The organism is Alitiscatomonas aceti, assembly GCF_025567195.1.
In the GTDB taxonomy this organism is placed as follows: Bacteria; Bacillota; Clostridia; order Lachnospirales; family Lachnospiraceae; genus Alitiscatomonas; species Alitiscatomonas aceti.
Window position 1 is genome coordinate 30860 of record NZ_JAOQJF010000022.1, and the last position, 24395, is coordinate 55254.

27 protein-coding genes and 1 pseudogene are annotated in these 24395 nt (G+C 46.6%); 23 read left to right on the forward strand and 5 right to left on the reverse strand.

Going from position 1 to position 24395, the window contains the following annotated elements; translation table 11 throughout:
* The first annotated feature begins 6 nt into the window (after window positions 1-6).
* The 8 genes and pseudogenes from OCV69_RS11045 to OCV69_RS11080 all read left to right on the forward strand — a co-directional run bounded on the left by OCV69_RS11045 (window position 7) and on the right by OCV69_RS11080 (window position 4991).
* Entirely contained in the window at window positions 7-834 is an 828-nt protein-coding gene (locus OCV69_RS11045) for a ParA family protein (RefSeq protein ID WP_158359185.1), read from the forward strand.
* On the forward strand, window positions 791-1717 hold the full coding sequence (locus OCV69_RS11050; protein ID WP_002304314.1) for a ParB/RepB/Spo0J family partition protein: 927 nt from the start codon (window positions 791-793) through the stop codon (window positions 1715-1717). Before OCV69_RS11045 ends, OCV69_RS11050 begins: the two co-directional genes overlap by 44 nt.
* 9 nt (window positions 1718-1726) lie before the next feature.
* Entirely contained in the window at window positions 1727-2245 is a 519-nt protein-coding gene (locus OCV69_RS11055; protein WP_262563102.1) for a hypothetical protein, read from the forward strand.
* 54 nt (window positions 2246-2299) lie between these two features.
* Entirely contained in the window at window positions 2300-2941 is a 642-nt protein-coding gene (locus OCV69_RS11060) for a DUF3846 domain-containing protein (RefSeq protein WP_158359189.1), read from the forward strand.
* Between the two features lie 10 nt (window positions 2942-2951).
* A complete protein-coding gene (locus OCV69_RS11065) occupies window positions 2952-3263 on the forward strand; it encodes a DUF5720 family protein (protein WP_158359191.1) in 312 nt (103 codons plus the stop codon).
* Between the two features lie 36 nt (window positions 3264-3299).
* Window positions 3300-3782: a PcfB family protein gene (locus tag OCV69_RS11070; RefSeq protein WP_158359193.1), complete on the forward strand. Its 483-nt coding sequence runs from the start codon at window positions 3300-3302 to the stop codon at window positions 3780-3782.
* Window positions 3782-4309, forward strand: a pseudogene (locus OCV69_RS11075) (type IV secretory system conjugative DNA transfer family protein); the annotation flags it as partial. The gene OCV69_RS11070 and the pseudogene OCV69_RS11075, both read left to right, overlap by 1 nt.
* Before the next feature lie 310 nt (window positions 4310-4619).
* Window positions 4620-4991 (forward strand): TnpV protein, encoded by a 372-nt coding sequence (locus tag OCV69_RS11080; protein ID WP_055145291.1) that lies wholly within the window; start codon window positions 4620-4622, stop codon window positions 4989-4991.
* 60 nt (window positions 4992-5051) lie between these two features.
* On the opposite strand, the gene OCV69_RS11085 is transcribed toward OCV69_RS11080, so the two are convergent.
* From OCV69_RS11085 to OCV69_RS11095, 3 genes are read right to left on the reverse strand one after another with little or no spacing between them, the layout of a single operon-like run.
* Window positions 5052-6419, reverse strand: coding sequence for an ATP-binding protein (locus OCV69_RS11085; RefSeq protein WP_055145294.1), 1368 nt, complete (start codon window positions 6417-6419; stop codon window positions 5052-5054).
* On the reverse strand, window positions 6412-7338 hold the full coding sequence (locus OCV69_RS11090) for a hypothetical protein (protein ID WP_055145297.1): 927 nt from the start codon (window positions 7336-7338) through the stop codon (window positions 6412-6414). Before OCV69_RS11090 ends, OCV69_RS11085 begins: the two co-directional genes overlap by 8 nt.
* A 47-nt stretch (window positions 7339-7385) precedes the next feature.
* Window positions 7386-8264, reverse strand: a complete 879-nt coding sequence (locus tag OCV69_RS11095) for a hypothetical protein (RefSeq protein WP_055145300.1) — start codon at window positions 8262-8264, stop codon at window positions 7386-7388.
* 250 nt (window positions 8265-8514) lie between these two features.
* On the opposite strand from OCV69_RS11095, the gene OCV69_RS11100 reads away from it, so the two are divergent.
* From OCV69_RS11100 to mobQ, 9 genes are all read left to right on the forward strand, one after another.
* Window positions 8515-8724 (forward strand): transposon-encoded TnpW family protein, encoded by a 210-nt coding sequence (locus tag OCV69_RS11100; RefSeq protein ID WP_055145303.1) that lies wholly within the window; start codon window positions 8515-8517, stop codon window positions 8722-8724.
* Window positions 8721-10769, forward strand: coding sequence for a recombinase family protein (locus OCV69_RS11105; RefSeq protein WP_055145306.1), 2049 nt, complete (start codon window positions 8721-8723; stop codon window positions 10767-10769). Before OCV69_RS11100 ends, OCV69_RS11105 begins: the two co-directional genes overlap by 4 nt.
* Before the next feature lie 83 nt (window positions 10770-10852).
* Window positions 10853-11488: a CHC2 zinc finger domain-containing protein gene (locus OCV69_RS11110; RefSeq protein WP_055145308.1), complete on the forward strand. Its 636-nt coding sequence runs from the start codon at window positions 10853-10855 to the stop codon at window positions 11486-11488.
* Window positions 11451-12776: a DNA primase family protein gene (locus tag OCV69_RS11115; RefSeq protein ID WP_330375650.1), complete on the forward strand. Its 1326-nt coding sequence runs from the start codon at window positions 11451-11453 to the stop codon at window positions 12774-12776. The genes OCV69_RS11110 and OCV69_RS11115 overlap by 38 nt, the downstream gene beginning before the upstream one ends.
* 283 nt (window positions 12777-13059) lie before the next feature.
* On the forward strand, window positions 13060-13989 hold the full coding sequence (locus OCV69_RS11120; protein WP_055145311.1) for a ParM/StbA family protein: 930 nt from the start codon (window positions 13060-13062) through the stop codon (window positions 13987-13989).
* On the forward strand, window positions 13986-14360 hold the full coding sequence (locus tag OCV69_RS11125) for a hypothetical protein (RefSeq protein ID WP_055145314.1): 375 nt from the start codon (window positions 13986-13988) through the stop codon (window positions 14358-14360). Before OCV69_RS11120 ends, OCV69_RS11125 begins: the two co-directional genes overlap by 4 nt.
* Window positions 14361-14545: 185 nt before the next feature.
* Window positions 14546-14752, forward strand: coding sequence for a DUF3847 domain-containing protein (locus tag OCV69_RS11130; protein WP_330375652.1), 207 nt, complete (start codon window positions 14546-14548; stop codon window positions 14750-14752).
* Between the two features lie 164 nt (window positions 14753-14916).
* Window positions 14917-15147: a hypothetical protein gene (locus OCV69_RS11135; protein WP_055145317.1), complete on the forward strand. Its 231-nt coding sequence runs from the start codon at window positions 14917-14919 to the stop codon at window positions 15145-15147.
* Window positions 15148-15153: 6 nt separating this feature from the next.
* A complete protein-coding gene (gene mobQ / locus OCV69_RS11140) occupies window positions 15154-16851 on the forward strand; it encodes a MobQ family relaxase (protein ID WP_055145320.1) in 1698 nt (565 codons plus the stop codon).
* Between the two features lie 133 nt (window positions 16852-16984).
* Here the strand turns inward: mobQ and OCV69_RS11145 are convergent, their stop codons facing one another.
* Together OCV69_RS11145 and OCV69_RS11150 are read right to left on the reverse strand one after the other, a co-directional pair.
* A complete protein-coding gene (locus tag OCV69_RS11145; RefSeq protein WP_055145323.1) occupies window positions 16985-17653 on the reverse strand; it encodes a hypothetical protein in 669 nt (222 codons plus the stop codon).
* Window positions 17650-18210, reverse strand: coding sequence for an RNA polymerase sigma factor (locus OCV69_RS11150; RefSeq protein WP_055145326.1), 561 nt, complete (start codon window positions 18208-18210; stop codon window positions 17650-17652). The genes OCV69_RS11145 and OCV69_RS11150 overlap by 4 nt, the downstream gene beginning before the upstream one ends.
* A 401-nt stretch (window positions 18211-18611) precedes the next feature.
* Between OCV69_RS11150 and OCV69_RS11155 the strand changes: the two genes are divergently transcribed.
* From OCV69_RS11155 to OCV69_RS11180, 6 genes are all read left to right on the forward strand, one after another.
* Entirely contained in the window at window positions 18612-18824 is a 213-nt protein-coding gene (locus OCV69_RS11155) for a helix-turn-helix domain-containing protein (RefSeq protein WP_055145329.1), read from the forward strand.
* Window positions 18821-19489, forward strand: coding sequence for a response regulator transcription factor (locus OCV69_RS11160; protein WP_055145332.1), 669 nt, complete (start codon window positions 18821-18823; stop codon window positions 19487-19489). Before OCV69_RS11155 ends, OCV69_RS11160 begins: the two co-directional genes overlap by 4 nt.
* 1 nt (window position 19490) lies before the next feature.
* Entirely contained in the window at window positions 19491-20498 is a 1008-nt protein-coding gene (locus OCV69_RS11165; RefSeq protein ID WP_055145335.1) for a sensor histidine kinase, read from the forward strand.
* 100 nt (window positions 20499-20598) lie between these two features.
* A complete protein-coding gene (locus OCV69_RS11170; RefSeq protein ID WP_055145338.1) occupies window positions 20599-21279 on the forward strand; it encodes an ABC transporter ATP-binding protein in 681 nt (226 codons plus the stop codon).
* Window positions 21279-23783, forward strand: a complete 2505-nt coding sequence (locus OCV69_RS11175) for an ABC transporter permease (protein WP_055145341.1) — start codon at window positions 21279-21281, stop codon at window positions 23781-23783. The genes OCV69_RS11170 and OCV69_RS11175 overlap by 1 nt, the downstream gene beginning before the upstream one ends.
* Window positions 23784-23825: 42 nt before the next feature.
* Window positions 23826-24188: a hypothetical protein gene (locus tag OCV69_RS11180; protein WP_055145343.1), complete on the forward strand. Its 363-nt coding sequence runs from the start codon at window positions 23826-23828 to the stop codon at window positions 24186-24188.
* Window positions 24189-24395: the final 207 nt, after the last annotated feature.

Below are 24395 nucleotides of genomic sequence, written 5' to 3' on the forward strand. Positions count from 1 at the left end.
CGAAAAATGTCGAAAAAAGCAACCATCATTGCGGTGGTCAATCAGAAAGGAGGAACCGGCAAGACCACCACTACCGAGAATCTGGGCGTTGGCTTGGCGCTTGAAGGAAAAAAGGTACTTCTGGTAGACACCGATCCCCAGGCTTCCCTAACGGTCAGTTTGGGCAACCCATATCCGGATGACCTGTCTCCGACACTTTCCGATTTGATGGGAAAGATTATGATGGAGAAACCCATTGCTCCCGGTGAAGGGATTATTCATCATCCAGAGGGTGTGGATTTGGTGCCAGCGAACATTGAACTGTCAGGTATGGAAGTAGCACTGGTCAATGCAATGAGCCGAGAAACTATTCTTCGTCAGTACCTGGATACGGTCAAACAGAATTATGATTTCATTCTTCTGGACTGTATGCCTTCTTTGGGTATGCTGACCGTCAATGCGTTGGCAGCTGCCGACAATGTGCTGATACCGGTTCAGGCGGCGTATCTTCCTGCAAAGGGTTTGGAACAGCTGCTTGGAACCATCAACAAGGTCAAGAGACAAATCAACCCGAAACTGAGGATTGAAGGGATTCTTCTGACGATGGTGGACAGCAGAACCAACTATTCCAAAGACATCAGTAATCTGATTCGGGAGAGCTACGGCGGAAAGCTGAAAGTCTACAAGACAGATATTCCCCGTTCTGTCCGTGCAGAGGAAATCAGCGCTGAAGGACACAGTATCTTTCAGCATGATCCGAAAGGAAAAGTGGCGGATGCCTACCGAGTTTTAACGAAGGAGGTGTTAAACAATGCAGAAAAAAGGCGCAAACATCAGCTTGAAGGGGTACGATGATATTTTCTCCACCGATCAATCCAGAGCTGAAGCCCAGCAGGAGCGTGTGCAGGAAATTCCGCTTTCTGAGTTACACCCCTTTGAGGGACACCCTTTCCGTGTGGTTGATGATGAGGAAATGATGAAAACTGCGGAGAGCGTCCGAGATTTCGGAGTTCTCACCCCTGCGATTGTCCGTCCTGACCCCGACGGTGGTTATGAAATCGTTTCTGGTCACAGGCGGCACCGGGCATCGGAGCTTGCGGGTAAGGAAACCATGCCTGCGATTGTTCGTGACCTGGACGATGATGCAGCCATTATTTTGATGGTCGATGCGAATTTGCAGAGGGAGAGTATCCTGCCGAGTGAAAGAGCATTTGCTTATAAGATGAAGCTGGATGCGATTAAACATCAAGGTCAACGCACCGATTTAACTTCATCCCAAGTTGGGATGAAGTTGCAGGCAATGGATATAGTTGGTCAGGAGGCAGGAGAAAGCAGAAATCAGGTACACCGTTATATCCGTCTGACCGAACTGATTCCGGAACTGCTGGATATGGTAGATACGGGTCAGATCAAATTCAATCCTGCGGTGGAGCTTTCCTATCTGGCAAGTGAAGAACAGAAGGATTTTCTTTCTGCAATGGATTATGCTCAAGCAGCTCCTTCCCTTTCGCAAGCACAGCGAATTAAAAAGCTCGCACAGGAGGGCGAGTGTACGCTGGATGCGATGTGCGAGATTATGAACGAAATCAAAAAGGGAGAGCTGGATAGAGTAACCTTCAAAACGGATTCGTTGCGAAAATACTTCCCGAAGTCCTATACCAACAAGCAGATGGAGGATAAAATCATTCAGCTTTTGGAGCAATGGCAGAAAAAAAGAGAAAAATCTATGGAAAGGTAAGGTGAACCATTGTTGTTTAACGAAAGAGAAATGAGCCTTGCGCTCGCAAAATTATTTGAGTTGTTTTCCCCGTCCGATTACGAAGCTTTTGACGAGGAAGAAATCGGCTATGCCGGTGGGCTGTGCCTGCCGGAAGTCTGTATGGCATTGAAAGATGCGGTACAGACCGTTTATCAGTATTCCGTAACCGGCAGATACGAAAAGAGCTTTGACTACCGTGGCGTGGAATTGTTCAATCAGCGTGGCTGTCTGATTCTTTCTGATGTAGAGCAGATGGTCTTTGATGAAGCAAAAACGACCTATGCAACGGAACTTTGGCTTCTGGAGGATATGAGCTTTGCTATCGTTCACTGTGTCAAGATGAAGATTGGTTCTGAGGATACAGGATATGTGACAGAGTATCGGGCATTCAAAAAGCCCTTGGAAATTTCGGAGGATCTGTTCTTCTCCCCTGAATCACTGATTGAGGAACTGGAATCCATGTGCGTACCCCAGTGGGAGCATGAAGCGACTATTTATGAACTGTAACAGGTTCATGGATGGTTGCTTTTCTTATTTCCAAAGAAACGGAGGTATCGAAACTTGAAAGAATACGATGTGAAGATTACCGAAACCTTGGAGAAAACGGTTACGGTACAAGCAGAATCTCACGATGCGGCAGAGGAACAGGTTAGAGCCGCTTATTACAATTCGGAGTACATTCTGGACTCCGAAAACTTTACCGGTGTTGAGTTCGGCACGACCGAGGAACGGGAGGTTCAGAAAGAACAGGCAGATACCATGAATGTGTTGCTGGTAAAGCCGTTCATGTATCCGCAGGCTGTGCAGATCGGCTGTGAGCTGGAGGATTTGCAGAAAGCCGTAGGTGGCGATATTGAGGCAACTTATCCGTTCAATGAGCCGGTTGCACTGGTGATGCACGACGAAGGTAAACTCGTAGGCAAAGACCTGAACCGTGCGCTGCGTGATGATGACGGCGATATTTATGACATTATCGCCGGTGATTTTCTGGTTGTGGGATTGGGCGAGGATGATTTTTGTTCTCTGTCCCCGGAACTGATGAAGCAGTTTGAGGAACACTTTCACCAGCCTGAGACTTTTGTACGCATGGGGCGCAGCATTATGGCACTTCCCCTGCCGGATGACATGGTGAGGAAAGAAGATACACCTGTCAAAGCTGATTCGGTTCCCCACAAAAACAACCCTGACCGAGATGTTCTGTAAGGAGGTTCTTATGCAAAGAAATTCGACGATTGGAGAGCTGATGGAGCGAAAGCGGATTCAAGATGGTGCCAAGGAGTACCAGGGACACACCTATATGGACTTGGCACGATTTGATGAAGCCACCAGGCACATGATTATTTTCGATGTGCTGACCGATGAATCGCCTGTCGGTTGGAAAGGCGAAAGAAATCGCCTGTATTTGAGCGATGTGGGTTATCAGAAGGCTCTGGATAACCAGAAAGCTGGCAATATCAAGATTATTAGCCATGCCGCAGTTGCCAAGGGCAATCTGTATTACGACCACAGAGATATGGCACGATAATCTGTTCACTCTACTGCTTGCAGGAGGTGATGAATCATGCAGGAAGAAGTTGAAAACAGAACAGTAAACCTGGCGATCAGCACAACCAAGCTGACGGGGCGCACTATCATTGCCGGTATCCGCAAGTATTTGCAGCACCGGGAAAAAGTGAAGATGAAAAAGGCACGAGATCCTGCCGTTCATGGAAAGCAATCCGTGAAACAGCTTTTGGGACAGAATCAGGGTGCTACGAATGTTGAGATCGACAAAGAGAGTGTCCGTGATTTTGAAAAGCTCGCCAAGAAGTACGGCGTGGACTTTGCCGTAAGAAAAGATAAGTCCGTTGATCCTCCCCGGTTTCTTGTCTTTGTTCGTTCCAAAGATGCAGATGCTTTGGATGCGATCTGCAAGGAACATCAGGCAAGGGCATTAACCAAGAATGAAAAACCGAGCGTTCTGGCGCAGCTGAAGAAGTTCAAGGAAGTTGTCGCAGCGATTCCGAAGAAGGTTCGAGAGAAGAAACAGGAGCGTGATCTGTAATGGATAAGAGAAAAATTAAAAAGCTCCTGATTCTGAATTTACCGTATTTTCTGGTAGGGTTGTTCGCTACGAATTTAGGAGAAGCATGGAGATTGGCTGAGGGTGCAGATTCATCTGCGAAAATCCTCAGCTTTTTTCATGCCCTTCCGATAGCCCTGAACAATCCGCTGCCCAGCTTTCACCCGTTGGATTTGCTGATTGGTATTCTCTGCGGCGCAGGACTTCGGCTGGCTGTCTATCTAAAAGGCAAAAACGCAAAGAAGTACCGACACAATGTTGAGTACGGGTCTGCTCGTTGGGGAACGGCAAAAGATATTGAGCCGTTTATTGCACCAAAATTCGAGGACAATGTGATCTTGACGAAAACGGAGCGGCTGATGATGAGCAATCGCCCGAAGAATCCTGCCAATGCCCGAAATAAGAATGTTCTGATTATCGGCGGTTCGGGTTCTGGTAAAACTCGCTTTTGGTTGAAGCCAAACCTTCTCCAGATGCACAGTTCCTATGTGGTCACTGACCCCAAGGGCTATACTTGGAGAGGATAGAGAAAGGGTGTGTCACACGAGATAAAAGTACATAACGAAGGGAGGTTAAAACCGTGGCAAAGAAAGAAGAAATCAAAATCACAGCGTTGTATGAGCGACTGTCCAGAGATGATGAACAGGTCGGAGAATCCAACAGTATCCAGAATCAAGATGTAATATGTAGAGGGTGGTTTCTACCGCCTAATACTATTACATGACTGGCGGCTCATTTGTGGTGAATTGGTCTGGCAGTTGTGGGAAAGGAAAAAAATCCGCATAACTGCTGACATTTTAGCACGAAGGGAGCATGAAAATGAAGTCTATTTTTGAAGAAATGGGCGGCACATATACGAAGGTTGGCGATTACTATATCCCCGACCTTGCGCTGCCGGAGACCGAGGAATATCAGATCGGTAAGTATGGCCGTATGCGCCGCCGCTACTTGAAAGAGCATCGTCCCGTCCTTTATGCACACTACCTAACAAGCTGCACCCTGCATGAACATCTTGCAGAGATAGACAAATCCTGCAATCAGCGTATGGAGATCATGTGCGAAGCTATGGCACGACTGGAAGGTGTGACCGAGGCACTTAAAGCTACCGATCAAATGGAATGGGTACGGCGCATGAACAACATTCATAACCGTGCAGAGGAAATTGTTCTGACGGAGCTTGTATATTGCTAAACACATGTTAGCCCCGCATCAGCATGAATGAACGCTGGTGTGGGGCTAATTCTGTATCACTTAGCTCTTTATATTCCAGTAGCCTTTTCGGTCAGACCCGATGCGCTCGATGATTCCTTTTTCCTTCAGCTCCTTCAGACGCTGAGAAACTGTTTTTCTGCTGATAGATAGCTTATCTGCTATGGTGGTAGATGTGTATGCAGGATCTTCGGAAATCAGGGCCAGAATTTGCATGGATTTTTCATCCAAGGTTTCTGTTACCTTTTCTGTTACCTTTTCTGTTACCTTTTCTGTCACCTTGTAGGTGGCAGATCGAATAACCCGATCCTCTGACGCTGTAAACTGAATCATAATATCGCCGGGATGCACGGTGTACGCAGGAAGCGGGCTTCCATCTTCCTTGCAAGCCTGACAGATTTTCTCAATACCACGTCCCCAGCTCTCGATGAAGCCGGCCAAATAATACACATTCGCAATCGCCGTGTTGTAAGGGCGGGATGCGTGTTTGGACATCAGGCTGTCTGCCGTCCAGTTGTCTGGAAGCCTACCACAGTTAGCGATATACAGCTTATCCTCATACACGCTGATCTGAATCGGAACGCCGCTTTCATATTGCTTGTGGCATAGAGCGTTAAGAAGGGCTTCACGCAGGGCAGCGTCGGGAACAAAATAACGCTCAATGCGCTGCATCCCTTCGTAAGTGATTTTCGCTTTCATATATTTCAGATGGATGACTTCAATGATCTTGTCAATCTGTTCCAACAAGGAGCCGTGAATTTCATCCTGATAACGGAGATCGGCATCATTCTCGAAAAAGCCGATTTTTGTGTATGCGCCCAGCTGCCAGCGGTCAGGGTCTTTGCAGAACAGCAGCATCGCTGCGTTGGTATAATACCCGGCATTGGTCAGACGCAGCTTTTCCATTAAATCCGCTTTGTCCTCGTCTAAAACGCTTTGGTCGATCCGGCCCTTCTTGGCGGCAAGGGTCTTGAATCTCTTGACCAACTCATCATCAATATCATCCAACGTAAATCCCGGCAAGGGCATATTATCCCACGAAGCACCACGTTTGCGTAGAATGAAGCTCTCCAGTTCTGGGCCAGAAAGGGTCTGCATGGTGCTGCCGCTTCTATAATAATAGACACCTTTGCAGTTTATGGCAACGGGATATGGTGGAACAACGATTTCCAGATATTCTTTCCCGTCACGCTCCAGCTGATTGACATCCACCACGATGCTCATGGCATTTCGGATTTTGTTTGGAACATCCTCCAGCAGCTTGCGGATATTGGGCAGGCCGATAACTTTTCCATCATCGTCACAGCCAATATAAATCTTGCCGCCCTGTGCATTGGCGAAGCCGCAAATCCATTCCAGATAGTCATCCTTCCACTTAGCTTTCCATTCTATGTTCTGATTTTCAGGCATTATTATCACCATCCTCTGATTTATTCTTTCCCCGGCTCTTATAAACATTATACTGATTTTTACACCTTGCACTGCAAAAAGCGGAGTTAGCCCGGTTACTCAGGAACACTTTCTGACACTGCTTGCACATCCGCAACGGCTTTGTGCTGTCCACCAGCATGAAGCTGAACATCATCTGAATCCCCAACAGCAGGGAATGGAAATCCCAATAGATCGTTGGCCTATCCAACAGCTCTATATGATAGGTGGGTGCAATGCCGCCAAATGCAGCCATAGACTTACGCAGCATATTCCGGCTTTCTTCCTCCATGGAATCATAGTCATTATAATAGAAGAAAGAGGTCAGCATATTAAATGCCCAATCCTTGAGTTGCTGTGCCACCCAATCGTAAGGCTCTGCATACGCCCGCTGGAAGCTCATGGTCTTTGCCATCGGCTCGTCCATAAAGGTCATGGTCAGTGCAATCATTGCCCGGTCGCTGGACACATTCCAACTGGATTCCACACCGTTCTTGACCACATCCAGCTTATCAAAGGGGTAAAACAGGGACAGATACTTCTCCGTCTCCATCGTTTCTTCCTTGATAAAATGGTTCTTTGGCAGATATACCGCCTCATAATCCATAAAGGACGGCGTGGTGGGCAGGGCCGTCATCAGGCCCAGCAGCCCATAGTGGGTAATAAATTCCAAGATTGCCTTTTCTACCTCTGGCTCAGAGCTTTTCTTGCCGTTCATCATCAGCATCCCCACATTCAGAGCATCCAGCACAATGTCCGGGGCTTCCTTGAGTGGGTTATAGACATCCGGCCTGGCATCCTTTGCCGGGGTGATGTATTTCTTCCCGTCCTTGCCTGTTTTGATTTCATAGCGTTCATACCGCACCCAATGGGAACGGGATTGCTCAAAAAATGTATTCATAACGCAAATCCTTCCTTTCGGTCATCTGCTTATCAAATTCAATCAGATCATTCGCTGTCCTTGCTGCTGCCAAGGGCAGCTTTCTTTTTCCTCGGCTTTGATTTGTTCTCCCGGAGGATAACGGCGTCCTTGCCATAGGCTTTCAGCAAAAGCCCATATTCCTCTAAGAACTGCCGTTCCCGCAGCGTTAGGCTTCCACAGTCGTTCTGTTTTTCCAAAAGGTAATCATAAACCGCTCTTTGCAGCTTCTTGTGGATATTCTTTCGGAGCTTTCTAATGTTTCGGTCTGTCTGTCCCCGTATCATACCCACCTGTATGGTGCTGTACTGCCGGATGGACAGGTAATACAGCACTTCCTTCTGATCAATGGTAAGGCTGCGTATCAGCTCAGAAATAAATGAGCTTGCAACCAACTCATGCAGTTCATAGGGGCAAGAAAAAATGATATCCAGAAAATTGCCGCTGGCAAGCTGGCGGTATCGTGGCAGATTCAAATACAGCGGAATCATCTTCGGATTGGGAACTGCCATGTATTCTAACGGAACATCTCCCCGGAGATTTTCATGGTCACGCTCCCGTCGTTCCCGATTCCGATCCAACCTGTCCCATTCGCTGACAACGTATCGAAAGTCGTCCTCTGTTCTTGCAGCATCCTCCAGCCGTGCCAACGCCTCTGCCCGTATCTGGCGCTTTAAGCGTTTTTCGCTGACAGGAGCAGCTTCTTCCTCTTCGTCCTCCAGTTCTACGGTGTAGTCCCTTGGGTTTTCGTCCTGCTCCAGCTCTCTTTCCAGCTCTAAGGCTCGTTCTTCGGAGAGGATTTCCTCTAACTGCTCGTTTTGTATCGTCAGATCGGAGGCTTCATCCCATTCGGTTAGGTCATCACCGTCATCCGGGAACAGGAGAAATGTTCTATTTTCATCTGTCATGACCTCACCTCCGAAAATTTTTTGAATTTCTTTCAAAAACAGTTCCGATTTACACCCCGGATTTCTCCTATTAGTGAGAGGGTAATCTGATAAGCGGTTATTTAGGTTACTTTTTCAACCCGTATCAAGAGAAAGGAGGACGCAAGTTGCGGTAGCTTTATGAAACATGACACAAGATGCCACCGACTTACATCAGTCGGAACCACCATTAGTATATCAAACGAACATGAATTTTTCAAGGAGGAACGCTATGGATAAAAACAAACAGGCACAGTATATGATAAGACGTATTGGCGGCACCACCTACAAGGTGAGAGTCGCTTTCAGTGAAAGTGGGAAAGAGACAATGGAGGATAAAATTTTACGAATGATACGCAACGAAGTAGTTACAAACGACGGAACTTGTGATATAATTGGTGTACCACAAATGAGCCGTCAGTCTGAAAGGAGCGCATCATGAGCATCATTCAGACTGAGGACAAGATCACCGCCTTATACGAACGACTTTCCCGTGACGATGACCAGATTGGGGATAGCAACTCCATTGTGAATCAAAAGAAATACTTGGAGGGCTATTGCGCACAGCAGGGGTACACAAACTTTGCCCATTACACGGACGACGGATTCTCAGGCGGCACATTTGAAAGACCGGCATGGAAAAAGCTGGTGGCAGACATTGAAGCTGGCAAGGTGGCTCGTGTGATCGTAAAGGATATGTCCCGAATCGGACGTGACTACTTGCAGACCGGCTTTTACACGGAGGTTATGTTCCGTCAGCATGGCATTCATTTTATTGCCATCGCCAACAGCGTGGACAGCAACGACCAGAACAGCAATGAATTTGCTCCGTTCCTCAACATCATGAACGAGTGGTACTTGCGTGATCTGAGCCGCAAGCAGAAAACCGCTATCCGTGTGAAGGGGGAATCAGGCAAGCCTACCACCAACAGTGCCATCTACGGCTATAAGAAAGACCCGAACGACAAGCACCATTGGTTGATTGACGAGGAGGCCGCCGCCGTTGTGCGGCGCATCTTCCGTCTGACCATCGAGGGAAAAGGCCCCTATGACATTGCCAGAATCCTTTTTGAAGATAAGGTAGAAGCTCCGGCGGTCTATTTTGCAAGGAAAGGCATTGGCGTTTGGAAAAGTAAGACCGAGTTCGCATATCCTTATAACTGGAGCGGCTATATTGTGGGGCAGATATTGTCTAAGCCTGAGTATATGGGGCATACGGTCAATTTCCGTTCCCACAAGCTGTCATATAAGGACAAGACCTCTATTCCTAATCCCAAGGAGGACTGGCTGATCTTCGAGAACACCCATGAGGCCATTATCGAGCCGGAAACATGGGAGCTTGCTCAGCAACTGCGGAAAACGCCACGGCGTATTGATACCATAGGCGAAGCCAATCCCCTGACCGGGCTTTTATACTGTGCGGACTGCGGCGCAAAGATGTATAATCATCGTTCCAGAGGCGGTACAGAAGGCACTCCGTATCCGTCGGATTTCTTTGACTGCTCCTCTTATACACTGGCACATCAGAAGCATGGAAAGGACTGCTGCGGGCACTATATTACCACTAAGTCGCTGCGTATCCTTATTTTAGAGACAATCCGCACTGTCAGCCAGCTTGCCATAGCAGATCGGGAAAAATTCACCGAGAAGATACGAGCCGCTTCACAGGTCAGGCAGGTGGAGGCGGCCAAAGATGCCAAACGAAAGCTGAACAAAGACCGTAAGCGCCACAGTGAGCTGGATACGATCATTAAAAAGCTCTATGAATCCTTTGCCGTAGGCCGAATTTCTGAGGAACGCTTTGACAGCCTGCTTGCTGAGTACGAAGTCGAACAGAAAAACCTTTCCGCACAGATTGCAGAAACGGAGGAAAGCCTGACGAGCTATGAGGAAGATACTGCCCGTGTAGAGCAGTTCCTTGCTTTGGCAGAAAAGTACACCGATTTCTCCGAGCTGACTACACCGATGATCAATGAATTTATTGATAAAATCATCGTTCATGCCCCGGAGCGCATCGACGGGGACAGAACGCAGGAGGTAGAAATCTTCCTGAAATTCATCGGAAAGTTTGAACTTCCTGCCCCGGAGCTGACAGCAGAGGAAATCAAGCGGCAGGAGCAGCTACGCCAGCATCGCATCAAAAGCCGGGAGCGCTATCAGTTGATTAAGGCCGGGAAGCACACCGTTGGGCAGCCTTTTCAGCTAACCTGTAAGTGCTGCGGTCAGGGATTTGAATCCAAAAGCTCGGCTGCTATGTTCTGCGGACCGAATTGCCGGGCGAAGTTCTACCGGCAGGAAGCGGCAGAAAACAGGCGGCGTGACTGCACTTGTGAAAACTGCGGTAAGACCTTTTCCACCACAAGAAGCAATGTCAAGTATTGCAGTGATGAGTGCCGATATGAGGGGCATATCAAAGGCCAGCGGGTTCGCAATGCAGCGAACAGGAAGGAAAAACTGGCAGCGGAGACAGTTACCTCTCCGGCTTAATATTTCCAATAAAACAATAAATTTTGAGGAAGCGGTTTGCCTTATATCAGGGCAAGCCGCTTTTTCTACGCAAAGGAGGACACATGAATTTATTCGAAACCGTAAAAAACAACGTCAGCCTGCGGGAAGCGGCACAGGCGTATGGCCTTGAGGTCAACCGGCACGGCAAGGCGCTCTGCCCCTTTCACAATGACAGACACCCCAGCTTGTATGTGGCAAACGACCATTATTATTGCTTTACCTGCGGAGAGCATGGAGATGTCATTGACTTCACTGCAAGGTTGTTTGATCTCAAGCCCTACGACGCAGCCATGAAGCTGGTGATAGACTTTCATCTTGACCCGGACAAGCCGCCCAGCGCAGCGGCACTCAATGCAAAGCGTATCCGAACAGAAGCACAGAAGCTCAAAGAAAACGAGCGTCTGTGCTTTTCTGTTTTATCGGACTATTACCGTTGCTTGGAGGAATGGAAAGCATACTATGCGCCGCAAACGCCGGATGAGCCAGTCCATGATTTATTCGTGGAAGCCTGCCACAAGCTCAGTCAGATTGAATATGAACTGAACATTCTCACCTTTGGTGACAGCTATGAGCGTCGGGAAATTGTACAGGACTGGATGACGGATGGTGAAATCATAGCACTAAAGGAGCGTCTGGAACAACTGCGAAAGGAGGAAACCTATGGACGAATTGAATACCCCAATGGTTATGCCGCCTGAAGAAAGCATTCCCGATTGGTATGATGGAAAACGCATCAACGAAGTGCTGTTTTGTCAGCAGTTCTTAAAAAAGCATCCCATGAAATGTGTCAGAGGAAGGCTGTTCACAGTGGATGGACTGATTGAGGACGAGGCGCAAATCGGCAATCTCATTCTGGAGGAGATCTCCGGCTGTCTGACCTCCGGGCTTTCCAAGGTGGTGGCAAATCTGCTGGCCAGTATCAAGCTGCAAGCCTATTCGCCGCCCCTGCCCATCGAGACTGACCGTATCCATGTGGCAAACGGGACACTCTTTCTGGATGGGCGTTTCACCGAGGACAAAAGCTATTGCAACAACCGTCTGAGTGTGGCCTATCTCCCCGATGCACCGCCGCCTGTGCGCTGGCTGCAATTTTTATCCGAGCTGCTTGTCCCGGAGGACATTCCCACCTTGCAGGAGTATATGGGCTACTGCCTATTGCCTACCACAAAGGGGCAGAAAATGCTCCTGATGATTGGTAAGGGCGGCGAAGGAAAGAGTCGAATCGGACTTGTAATGCGCTCCATGCTGGGAGATAACATGAATACCACCAGCATCCAGAAGGTAGAGAACAACCGTTTCAGCCGTGCAGACCTGGAAAACAAGCTGCTGATGGTGGATGACGATATGGATATGAGTGCCCTGCCCAAGACCAACTATATCAAATCCATCGTGACCTCAGAGTGCAAGATGGATATGGAACGCAAGGGTGTTCAAAGCTATCAGAGCCAGCTTTATGTCCGCTTTCTTTGCTTCGGCAACGGCGCTTTAACCGCTTTGCACGACAAGTCAGACGGCTTCTTCCGCAGGCAGATCGTGTTGACCACCAAGGACAGGCCAGCAGGACGAGCCGATGATCCATTTCTGGTGGATAAGCTGACACAGGAGCGTGAGGGCATCTTTTTGTGGTGTCTGGAGGGTCTGCGGCGGTTGATTGGGAACGAGTATCAGTTCACCATCAGCGATAGAGCCAAAGAAAATATGGAGACAGTAAAGCGCAGCAGCAACAATGTGATCGAGTTTTTGCAATCCGAGGGCTATATCCGCTTTAAGGCCGACAGCGAAGCCAGCTCCAAGGCTATCTATGAAGCCTATCTCCGCTGGTGCGAGGACAACGCACAAAAGCCTATGTCAGCAAATCGTATCAGCTCAGAGCTGGCCCAGAATGAACGGCTTTATAATGTGGAGGCTACCAACAATGTGTACGCAGCCGGAAAGCGGGTGCGTGGATTTATCGGAGTGGAGGCGATGAACTTGCTTCCTTATTAAATATGAGAACTGGACTTCAAAACTGCCGTACATGCCGTACACGATGTACGGCAGTTCTCAACTCCGTTTTCAAAAAGCTATTTTACCGCAAAATCAGCGTTCTTTATGTGCAATGTGCTGCGATTACCGCATTTTCTTGCGGTATAAACAGCGATTTGACAAAGCAAACGCAAAATCCAAAGACCAATCGGTGTACAGCGGCGTACAGCACTGGCGTTTACCGTACAGAGCCGTACACAAACAATCTATTTTCAAGGCCGCACAGCGGCAGAAAGGACAAACTATGAACTATATGAACAATAACCCTATAATCATCGGCATCGACCACGGCTATGGGAATATCAAGACTGCACATTGCTGCTTTCCTACGGGCGTGATCATCTCTGACAAGGAGCCGACCTTCAAAAGCAATCTGCTTGTCTACAACGGCAGCTATTACACCGTGGGCGAAGGTCACAAGGAGTTTATCTCTGACAAAATGACAGACGGTGACTACTATATTCTGACCCTTGCTGCCATTGCAAGAGAGCTGAATATCCGCAAGCAGACCTCTGCCCGTGTGCATTTGGCGGCGGGGCTCCCTCTTACTTGGGTCAGCGAACAGAAGGATAGCTTCAAGGCGTACCTGTTGCAGAATGAAATGGCGGATTTCATTTTCCGTGGTGTCAGCTATCATGTGGAGTTTGCCGGAGCGGACATCTTCCCGCAGGGCTTCTCCGCTGTGGCGGACAGACTGCGGGGATTCAAGGGCATCAATATGCTTTGCGACATTGGCAACGGAACGATGAATGTCATGTATATCAACGAGCGCCGTCCGCTATCTCAGAAGTGCTTCACGGAGAAGTACGGGACAAACCAGTGCATGATTGCTGTCCGGGAAAATCTCATGCGGCAGTTTGGCGCATCGGTAGATGATACGATTCTGGAGCGTGTGATTCGCTTTGGGACGGCAGACATCAGCGAACGCTACCTAACTGCTATCCAGAACACAGCGAGGGATTACACCGCAGGCATCTTCCGCAGACTGCGTGAGCATGAGTATGACCCGGAACTGATGAGGCTCTATGTTGTCGGCGGTGGAAGCTGCATGGTGAAGAATTTCGGAGAATATGATGCCAGCCGGGTGATGATCAATGATGACATCTGCGCCACAGCCAAGGGCTATGAGCTGCTGTCTGCACAGAAAATGCAAAAGAAAGGCGATCTTGTATGAAGCAAATCTACACAACAACACTTCGGCTGAATCTGGAGAACGAAGCAGACCGCAGGGCGTGGGAGCATTTGCAGAGCCTTGACAGGCGAGAATATCGTTCAGTCAGCAAGGCAGTCGTTTCGGCGGTCAACGCTTACTTTGACCGTAGCAAGCAGCTTGCCGATGATCCCTATCTGGAAACACGGGAGAAGGAGGACGCTTTCCTCAGCCGGATCGAGGATACCATCTCACGCAGCTTGCAGAGCTGTACGCCGGTAAGCCTTGGCGGTATCCTACAGCTTATGCAGAGCGCACAGCCTGCCGCTGCTCTTGTTTCGGAGGAAACCGAGGAGGACATTTCAGCTGCGCTGGATTTTGCAGACGGCTTTTGAAATTACTTTTCTTGATTTTACTACTATGTTGGTGGCAATACAATCCGTCTTTGCTACCAAATTGGCAATTCTCAGAATGAGGAAAACAATTTACCATCAGTTCTGCAGGGAGTTGGTATCTGTGTGATACCAGTTCCCTGCTTTTTACTATCACGAAGCCGCCCAGCGGCAGAAAGGAGCCAGATATGGCAAATAAAAAGATCATGACCAAGGAAGAATTGCAGGCCAAGCACCGATTGGAGGAGGCACAAATGCGGGATCGGGCGAAAGAGCGAAAGGCCCGTACCAGACGCTTGATTCAGGAGGGCGCTGTTTTGGAGAAAGTATTTCCAGAGGCTCAGCAAATGGAGCTTGAAAAATTAGAGGACTTGTTATATGAGAAGCTACACTAATCTGCGAGGGGCGTTCCGGGCAACCGGGGCGTCCCTTCCTTTTTTATCCCGAAGGGCGCACTTACTCACCACCTGCGAAGCAGGCGGTGGTATCCCTTCCGTTGGTCGGGCTCGTGCGCTCTTCACGAACTGTCCATCGGACACTTCTCCAGAGAGGGCAGGAAATGCCGCAAGTCAGCATTCCCTGTGCAGTCGGCGCTTCTGCTGATGCAGAGATTGCTGCTTGTCGCACCAATCCGGCAGATACTCTGCCCGCCTCCTGCCTGCGAAAACCTGCCACCGGCAGCTTTATCGCAGATATGGGCAGCAATGCAGCCCATTTTCTCTTTGCAAAGAGAAACAGAAACCAAGGGGTGGCGTTTTACCACCCCCTCACAAAATACGAATCGAGGTGAACGCAAATGGCAATTTACCACTTGGAGGCAAAGGTGGTCAGCCGGGGAGCCGGACGCTCCGCCTGTGCAGCCTCCGCTTATCTCAGCTGCTCCCACATCCTCAATGACTATGACGGAGTACAGCACGATTACACCCGAAAGCAGGGGCTTGTGTGGCAGGAGGTATTCCTGCCGGACATGGCCCCACCCGCATGGCAAGACCGAGAGGTTCTCTGGAACGCCGTGGAGGAAAACGAGAAAACCAAGGACAGCCGCTTAGCCCGTGAGTTTGTGGTAGCCCTGCCCATAGAGTTGTCCCTAGAGCAATGGCAGACGCTGTTGACGGACTTCGTACAAAACCAATTTGTCGCAGACGGGATGTGCGCCGATCTGGCAATCCACGATCCTGATCCACCGGGTCATAATCCACATGCCCACATTCTCTTGACGGTGCGCCCGCTTGATGAAAGCGGCAAATGGCAATACAAAACGGAGAAGGAATATCTCTGCAGCCGTGACGGTGAGGAACGGGGCTTTACCGCTGCCGAGTTTAAGGCTGCACAGGCTGACGGATGGGAGAAACAGTACCAGTACAAGGTAGGCAGGAAGAAAGTGTATATGACACCATCCGCAGCTGAGGAACATGGATATGAGCGTGCCAGCAAGTATCCCAAAAGCACCAAATACGGGAGACAGAATCCCATTTCTGAACGCTGGAACAGCGAGGAACAGCTCCTTATCTGGCGCAAAGCATGGGCAGATGTGACAAACAAATATTTGGAGCGATACGGTCATGAGGAGCGCATCGACCACCGCAGCTTTGTCGAGCGAGGCATTGACGAGCAGCCCACCATCCACGAGGGCGTGATTGCCCGTGCTTTGGAACAGAAAGGTATCGTGTCCGACAGGTGCGAACTCAACCGTCAGATCAAGGCGGACAACAGGCTCCTGCGGGAACTGAAGGCGCAGTTCAAGAAAATTACGGAGGCGGTGAAGAACACGCTGCCCGCTATTGCAGAAGCGTTGGAAAAGCTGCGGGAAAATATGCTGATCTTCTGCTATCAGTTAGGGCATATCCGCAGCAGCAAGAAACAGATGACCGGTGCCTTGAATATTCTGAAGCCAAATCTGGCACAGTACCGCTCCCTTGTGCAGCAGATAAAGGAAACAACCAAAGAACGGAAGTCCCTACTGGCTGAAAAGAAATCCCTTCCTGCGATCCACTTTGTCAGGCACCGTGAGCTTGCCTCCAAAATAGCCGAGTTGACGGAAAAGTTAGAGGAGCTAAAAAGCGAAAAGGCTATGCTGCTTCATTCTCTGGAATACCCAGAGGACGCCACAAGCGATATCTTCCAGCGCCAGATTGACCGCTATGAAGATAATCTCAAACGGCTTGAGGCGCAGGAGAATAAGTATGCCGGAGAGCTGGAGGCTGCATTGTCTGAGTATGCCGAGCTGAAAGAGCAAGCTTCCGGCTTTGATTCCTTGCAGCTTTATCTGGAGCGGAAGGCACTTCGACCTGACAGAGAGAAAGCAGCAGCCCAACGCATTGAAGCGGCTTATGGCGACAAGTTCAGTTGGTGGTTGATGGAGAGTGGCCTACGGGATGTGTCTGGCTATCTTGACGAATATGCACAGGAAAAGACAATGGATCGAGAACTGCGGCAAAGGCGGCGATCGGAGCGGCTTGAGCGTAAGATGAAAAACAGAGATATGGAACGTTAAAAGTGCTGGAGGTTGAAACTTCAGGTGAAGTCTGTGACATAGGGGGATGGAGATAATCCCTATACGTCAAGCGTAAAATAAGCACCGGTATGGGTTTTCCATACCGGTGCTTGCAATATTTAATCGAATTCTATCACTTAAAATCAAAAGAGTTTTCCAACAACTTATCAAGTGCTGCCATCAGTTCCGCTCGAACAGCCTCTCTTTCACTTTCTCCGCCTGCATTTTCGATATAGATGGAATAGTTATCAAATGTGATATAGGCGTAATAGATCACAGTCTTAATTCCTTCGCTGTTTGCATTTGTAACGAAGTAGCCAGCTTTAACTGGCGTATCTCCAACCATAGATACATTTCCCTTGCCAATTACGGTAGTATCCATAAGATTGTTCCCAGACAGCGAAACAACAAATTTCATATCGCTGTAATGACCATCAAAGCCAACAAATGCTACATCGTCCAAGGTAAAGAGGGCATCTCCGGAAATCGGAAGATCACCGAAAATAGTCTGAACCTCATCTTTGGTCAATGCTCGTGCTTGCAAGTTCAAACTCAGAGCAGAGGCTACCGTATCTGCTTTAGTGAAAGATATGGTAGTTCCATCACCTAATGTAGCTGTTTCTGTACTTTTGCCGAATAATCCCATACTAAACACTCCCACCACGATTAGACAGAGACACGCAGCAATTGCCCCAAATTTCAGCCAAATGCTTTTTTGTTTCTTTGCCTGATAACTCGCCGTTTCTTCGATATGACGGCTACCAATGCCACCAACGGCGTCAGAGATGTTCTTTCGTGTCATAAATCATACCCCGCTTTCTGTAAATGATTTTTAAGTTTGCTTCTGATTCGGGAAAGGCGAACAGACACATTGTTATTTGTTGTACGAAGCCTCTTTGCAATTTCTGTAATGCTATCTGAGTACCAATACCTTGCTACAAACATAACCCTGCTTTCCTGATCCAAGCTGTCAAGGAAACGATCAATTTCCTGTGACAGCTCCTTTGCATCCACTTCCTGTTCAATAGTAGATGCAGAAGTTAGGCACTCTTCCAACTCATCAAGTGCAACATCATAGTAACTGTTTCGCTTTAGTGCAGTATTTGCGTGGTATTTTGCGGTAGCGATATTGCGGGTAATACGAAAAATATAGGTTCTGAGTGGGTCAGGTCTTTCTGGAGGAATTGCATTCCACGCAGCAAGGTATGTATCATTTACACATTCTTCTGCGTCGGGTTCGCATTTCAAAATGTTGTTTGCAATTCTTTTGCAAGTTGAACCGTATTTTGCAGCAAGTTCAGCTATTGCCTGCTCAGTACGAGCAAAGAACAGTTCAATGATCTTCACATCCTCTAACAAGGTATCCACCTCCTCACCTATGTACTATGGATCTGGCGGACAATCTTACAGAAGCGAGGGAAAATTTCACACCTTTATTATAGTACATTGCAATTCTATTTTCTATCGCCTCAGCAAAATCGTTTGGCACCAGTCGAGGTCGCTCGGCAGTCTGAAAATATGGTCCTTCGGTTTTGGTAGAGTTGCTCGCAGCAGAGGAGGCGTAACAAAAAATTAAAGGTAGCTGCCCGGACAGAATGGGTTGGGTGGAAAAATAAATAATATCCGAAACAGGATGACGGAAATTGTTAGCGCCGAGTTAATTCGTACACAGTTAGTGTTTAAGTGTTTACAAACAGCCCATTGATATTGTTCGTTTGTGCGTATATAATATATATAACTATTTGATGCGGAGGTAAACTATGTTTGAATACATGACAGTACAGGATGCGGCTAAACTTTGGGGAATATCGGTGCGTCGTGTTCAAAAGCTGTGTGAGGAGAATCGCATTGATGGAATTGTTCGGCTACCTCGTGCATGGCTAATTCCCCAAGATGCCCAAAAGCCGGCTGATGGAAGATATAAACAAAATAAAAATGAATTTATAGCTGACAACAAGGAGAACACACGATGAGTAAATTGTTATTAGTGGAGGATGACCAAAGTATCGTATCCTCATTATCAGACTATTTAGGAAATGAAGGGTTCAAAATCGAAAATGCTCCCGGTCAAAAAGAAGCAATAGAAAAATTGGATAGCGACCAATACGATATAGCCTTGGTGGACATTCAATTATCAAACGGAAATGGTTTTTCTGTTTGTTCTGCAATTAAAGAAAGAGGAACTATGCCAGTTATTTTCTTAACGGCTTCTGATGATGAATATAGTGTTGTGGCTGGGTTAGATATGGGGGCTGACGATTATATCAGCAAACCGTTCAGACCAAGAGAACTGCTTTCAAGGATCAACAGCGTATTAAGGAGAACTAAGAACACACAAAACATTATCAGTTACCTCGACTTAGTTGTGGACACAAATCAAGCAACCGTATCAAAGAATGGGAAAGAGATTTTGTTGTCTGCTATGGAATATAAGTTGCTGTTAGTCTTTTTGCGTAACAAAGGTATTGTCCTTTCTCGCAGAAGATTGTTGGAGCTTTTATGGGACACTACTGGGGAGTTTATCAATGATAATACATTGACTGTCTATATGAAAAGGCTACGTGACAAAATTGAAACCAATCCGCAGGAGCCGGAAATCATAATTACCGTTCGTGGGCTTGGCTATAAGGTGGGTTGATATGGACTTTATCAGAAATAAAGAAGTTAAAAGGCAAATTGTTGTCAGCAGTATTCTTATTCTATTTTGGGGCGGCATTGGCATTATCGTTGATAGCAAAGCTGTGTGGATTGTTCTGTCGGCTATCATTTCATCCAGTGCAGTTTCCCTCTTTTTCACATATCAGAGATACAAGAAAATTGCTGATTTTAGTTTGCATATTGATAGGCTGTTACATGGAGATGAAAAAATTTCTTTTGGGCAGTTTCAAGAAGGTGAGTTATCTGTTTTACATGATGAAATATCCAAGATGACAAGACGGCTTATTGAACAGGCAGAAGCTCTGAAAATGGAGAAAGGTAATTTGGCAAATGCTTTAGCCGATATTTCACATCAATTAAAAACACCTTTGACATCGCTGAATATCTTAAATGCTTCTCTGTGTAATGAGGAACTGACTGACGAAGAAAGGTATGAGCTGATCCGCGAACAGACTATGCTCTTATCAAGAATGGAGTGGCTGATAGCCACACTTCTGAAAATATCCAAGCTGGATGCAGGAACGATTACTCTAAAGCCACAGGCGGTATACTTAAAAGATGTGGTAGAAAAAGCAATTCGTCCTCTGGAGATTGCGGCAGAATTAAAAATGCAGACAATCACGCAAGTGATTCCGGCAGAATTAAAACTATCTCTTGATACTGATTGGACTGCTGAAGCCTTGGGGAATGTAATCAAAAACTGTATCGAACATTCACCAGAGGGCAGCACTATCGAAATCAAGGCAATAGAAAGACCTCTTTTGACACAGATCATTATAGAGGATAGCGGAACAGGTTTTCAGGAAAAAGACATCCCCCATTTATTTGACCGATTTTATCAAGGAAGTGGCTCTACAATCGGTAATGCCGGTTTGGGGTTGGCTCTGGCAAAGACGATCATTGTCAATCAGGGTGGTGTCATCCAAGCGAAAAATCGGGAGTCAGGCGGTGCAAAATTTGAAATCTGCTTTTATCGGGGGACTGCTTAATGCAGCCCCTTTTTAAGTGACATTTTTGTAATGAAAAAGTAATGAAGCAGTCACTTGGCTTTGCTATACTGAATTGCAAAAATATATGGAGGAACTTTTTATGGAGATATTAAGAGTAGAGAATATCTGCAAAACCTATGAAATGGACAATGCTCCTGTCCATGCTTTGTCAGATGTTTCTTTTTCCGTCGATAAAGGAGAGTTTGTTGCAATCATTGGAGCATCTGGGTCTGGCAAGTCTACCCTGTTGCACATTTTAGGTGGTGTTGACAGACCGACTTCGGGAAAAGTATTTGTGGATGGACAGGATGTTTATGAGCAAAATGAAGATGAATTGGCTGTATTCAGAAGAAGGCAGGTTGGGCTTGTCTATCAGTTTTATAATCTGATCCCGGTTTTGACTGTCGAGGAAAATATCACGCTGCCGATTCGATTGGATGGGCGTAAAATCAATCAGGAGCGTTTGAAAGAACTGCTATCCACACTCAAACTGGTAAAGCGTAGAAAGCACCTGCCAAGTCAGTTATCCGGCGGTCAACAACAAAGAGTGGCAATCGGACGAGCGTTGATTAACGCACCTGCGATTATCCTTGCGGATGAGCCAACGGGAAATCTGGACACGGAGAACACAAGGGATATTATGAAACTTCTGCGTGAATCCAATGAAGTCTATCGCCAGACAATGATCCTGATTACCCATGACCGTGAAATCGCAATGCAGGCAGACCGTATTCTGGAAATTCAGGATGGCAGACTTGTGAGGGATGAGGTGATACGCTGATGAATATGATTTTCATGCTTACACTCAGGAATCTGTTGTCGAATAAAAAGCGTACCCTACTCACACTTTTAACCATTCTTTTGTCAATCAGTATGATAACCGCTATTCTCTGTGGGGGATGGTCGTTGGTTGATTTTTTGAAAGAGAAAGAAAAAGTGTATGGTGGCGATTATGACTACTACATGGAGGATTTGACTTGGGAGCAGGTTCAAGAGCTATATAGTCAAAACAATGTAGGCGAAGTTTCGCTTCTCCGCTTTGCCGGAAACAGTTTTTACGGGGAGAAATCCAACAGTACAATGCTCTCCGTTGGCGAGATTGACGAGAACTTTACCCAAAGATTTTCGTTAAATCAGTATTTGCTTGCAGGGCGTTTCCCGCAAGATGAAAATGAGATTGTTATTTCAGAATCTTTTTTGAAGAAAAACAACATGAATACAGAGATTGGAGATACGATTTCTTTAACTCTTGGTTCAAGAATTTGGGATGAATATAATGCCCAGCTTTCCGGGCTGACAAATTATAGGGGCGAAGAAGAAAGCTTCGTTCCAACAAAAGAGAAAGCGTATGTAGTTGTTGGTATTCTGTCAGATGTGAATGACTCAAAAATCGCAGCAAACTATAATGCCTTTGCAGGTGTTGACAAAACGGCATCCGATTTTGCTGCGTATGTCAAGGCAAAGAATTTATCCAATTCGATCTATACAGAAGCCGAAGAAGTGGCTGCGGCAGTAGACAGTCATGTAGCAAAGTTTCATTCGGAATTGTTAGTCTATCATGGAATTACCGGGGGTAAAGGAGCTGCAAAACTGATTGCTTTGGTGGTCATGGTCGTTTGTCTTTTGATGGCTGCATCTGCTTCAATGATCAGCAACGCCCTCTCCATTTCCTTACAGGAACGAATTAAGCAGATGGGAATGCTATCCAGTATTGGAGCCACAAAAGGGCAAAAACGCCTTAGCGTATATTTAGAAGCCTTCCTTTTGGGAGTGGTGAGCATACCCTTTGGATTGGTTGTTGGTATCCTGCTATCTGCTCTGTTATTAAGTGTGGTCAGGGCAGCTTTTGGAGAAACATTCACTTTTGGCATCGTAGAACTGTCCTTGAAGGTAAACGGATTGATCCTGCTCGTCAGCGGATTATCCGGCATTGCTTCTTTGTACTTCGGAAGTAGAAAGCCTGTGAAGCAAGCAGCTAAAATTACAGTTATTGAAGCGATCCGCCAGTCTAACAATGCGGTATCAAGAAAGAAATTCCGTGACGGAAAAATCGTTTCTTTGGTTTTTGGCATTTATGGTTCGTTAGCAGCAAAAAATATTAAGCGTAATCCAAAACGCTTCCGAGCGATTACCGGCTCTATTTTCTTGTCGGTGGTAATTGCCCTTTCCTTATATAGTTTCTCTGATTTTATGCTTTATCAGACATCCTTGGATATGAAGGAGGACGGTTCCTGTTATACTGATGTGATTTCGATGATTCAATACAAAGATATTCCTGTCGCAATCGGGGCATTATCGGATGAAAATATCACTGCGGATGTTTCCTATTCTTTTCAGCGATATATGACCGCTGAATTTTCGCAGGAACAAATCAATCCTGATATGCAAGGATATTTTATCAATGGTACGAAAGCAGAGGTATATGTCGTAGGATTGGACGAAGAACATTTTGTCTCTTTTTGCGATGAAAATGGATTCAGTCTGGATGTGACAAATTTCAATCATGGAATTTTGCTCAATCAGACTATGGGATACTATAATTCGGCACAAAATCGGGTAATTGCAGGCTCACCGTTTCTTATTGAACCGGGAACAGAAATCATTCCGCTGGGGGCATCCGAGGATGCCTTGCCGATTATCGTGGAAGAAATCGTTTCAGAAGAAAATGCAAATATCCAATCCATGTTTGTGAGAGATCGAGCTGTCCTCATCGTGCCTTTAAGTTATTTTAACTTGCTGATAGATGATAACGCCTATGTGGAAATGAGAATACAGACAGCACAGCATAAAGAAGCAATGGAATGTCTGGCTGACAGAGGATTTCCGCAAACTGTGGACATTGCAGCCGCAACGAATAATTCCAGACAGGTATATACGATTGCAAAACTGGTAATCTGCCTGTTCTCGATCCTGATGACGGTTATTATCAGCTTGAATGTTTGTAACACTATCTCGAATACGATTCATTTGAGAAGAAGCGAATTTGCTGTTCTGCGTTCTGTTGGTATGACTGCCAAAGGATTAAAATGTACGCTATTGCTCGAAGCTGTTTTGTACGGCGTAAAAGCATTGGTTCTTGCGTTGCCTGTGAGCTTTTTGATTCATTGTGCTATCTACTACTTCATATCGTCGGGTATGACACCATTTGCTTTTTATATGAACGGCGGTATTTATGCTCTTGCAGTTATGGCTGTCGGCGCTATGGTATGTATCGCTATGCTGTTTGCTGTTAGAAGCGTATCAAAGGTGGAAATTGTAGAGGAACTGAAATTGAGCAATATGTAATCATTCAATCTAACAAAGCAACTGAAACAGAGGTAATAGAAATTGCGTAAAAAGAAACTGGTAAAGAGAGTTGCAGGCATTGCTTTGACTGTTGGTGCAGTTATACTTGCCATTGTATGTGTTGGTAAAGTAAATCGCATTCAGAACGAAAAAGATATTATTGGCACATGGAAGGATGCAAATGCTGAGGAGATATTTACCTTTCAAGAAAACGGGGAACTTGCTGTGAGTAAAGATATGCCCGATTCGGGTCTATCCTGCGGTGACGCATATTATAGTTTTTCTTACTCGGATATAATCTGTGTTACACAGGGAAATAGTAGTGTAGAATTTGAGATAGAAGTAGATCAAAACGAATTGAAAATCTTCTTCATGGGACAAGAATATCTGGAATTGGAAAAGTAATGATTACAAATAAAAGAAAACCATTGAGCCGATAATTCGCATCCTTTGCGGACTAACGGCTCTGCATATATTTTGAACGCTATTTTCAGAAACATTGTGTTTTGCAGAAAAGCCCCTTGACAAATTCCATCTCAGAAAATGTACCTTGAAGAATATGCCCGTCAGCACGGCATGAGAAATATCCGGCATTTTTCGGACGATGGGTAC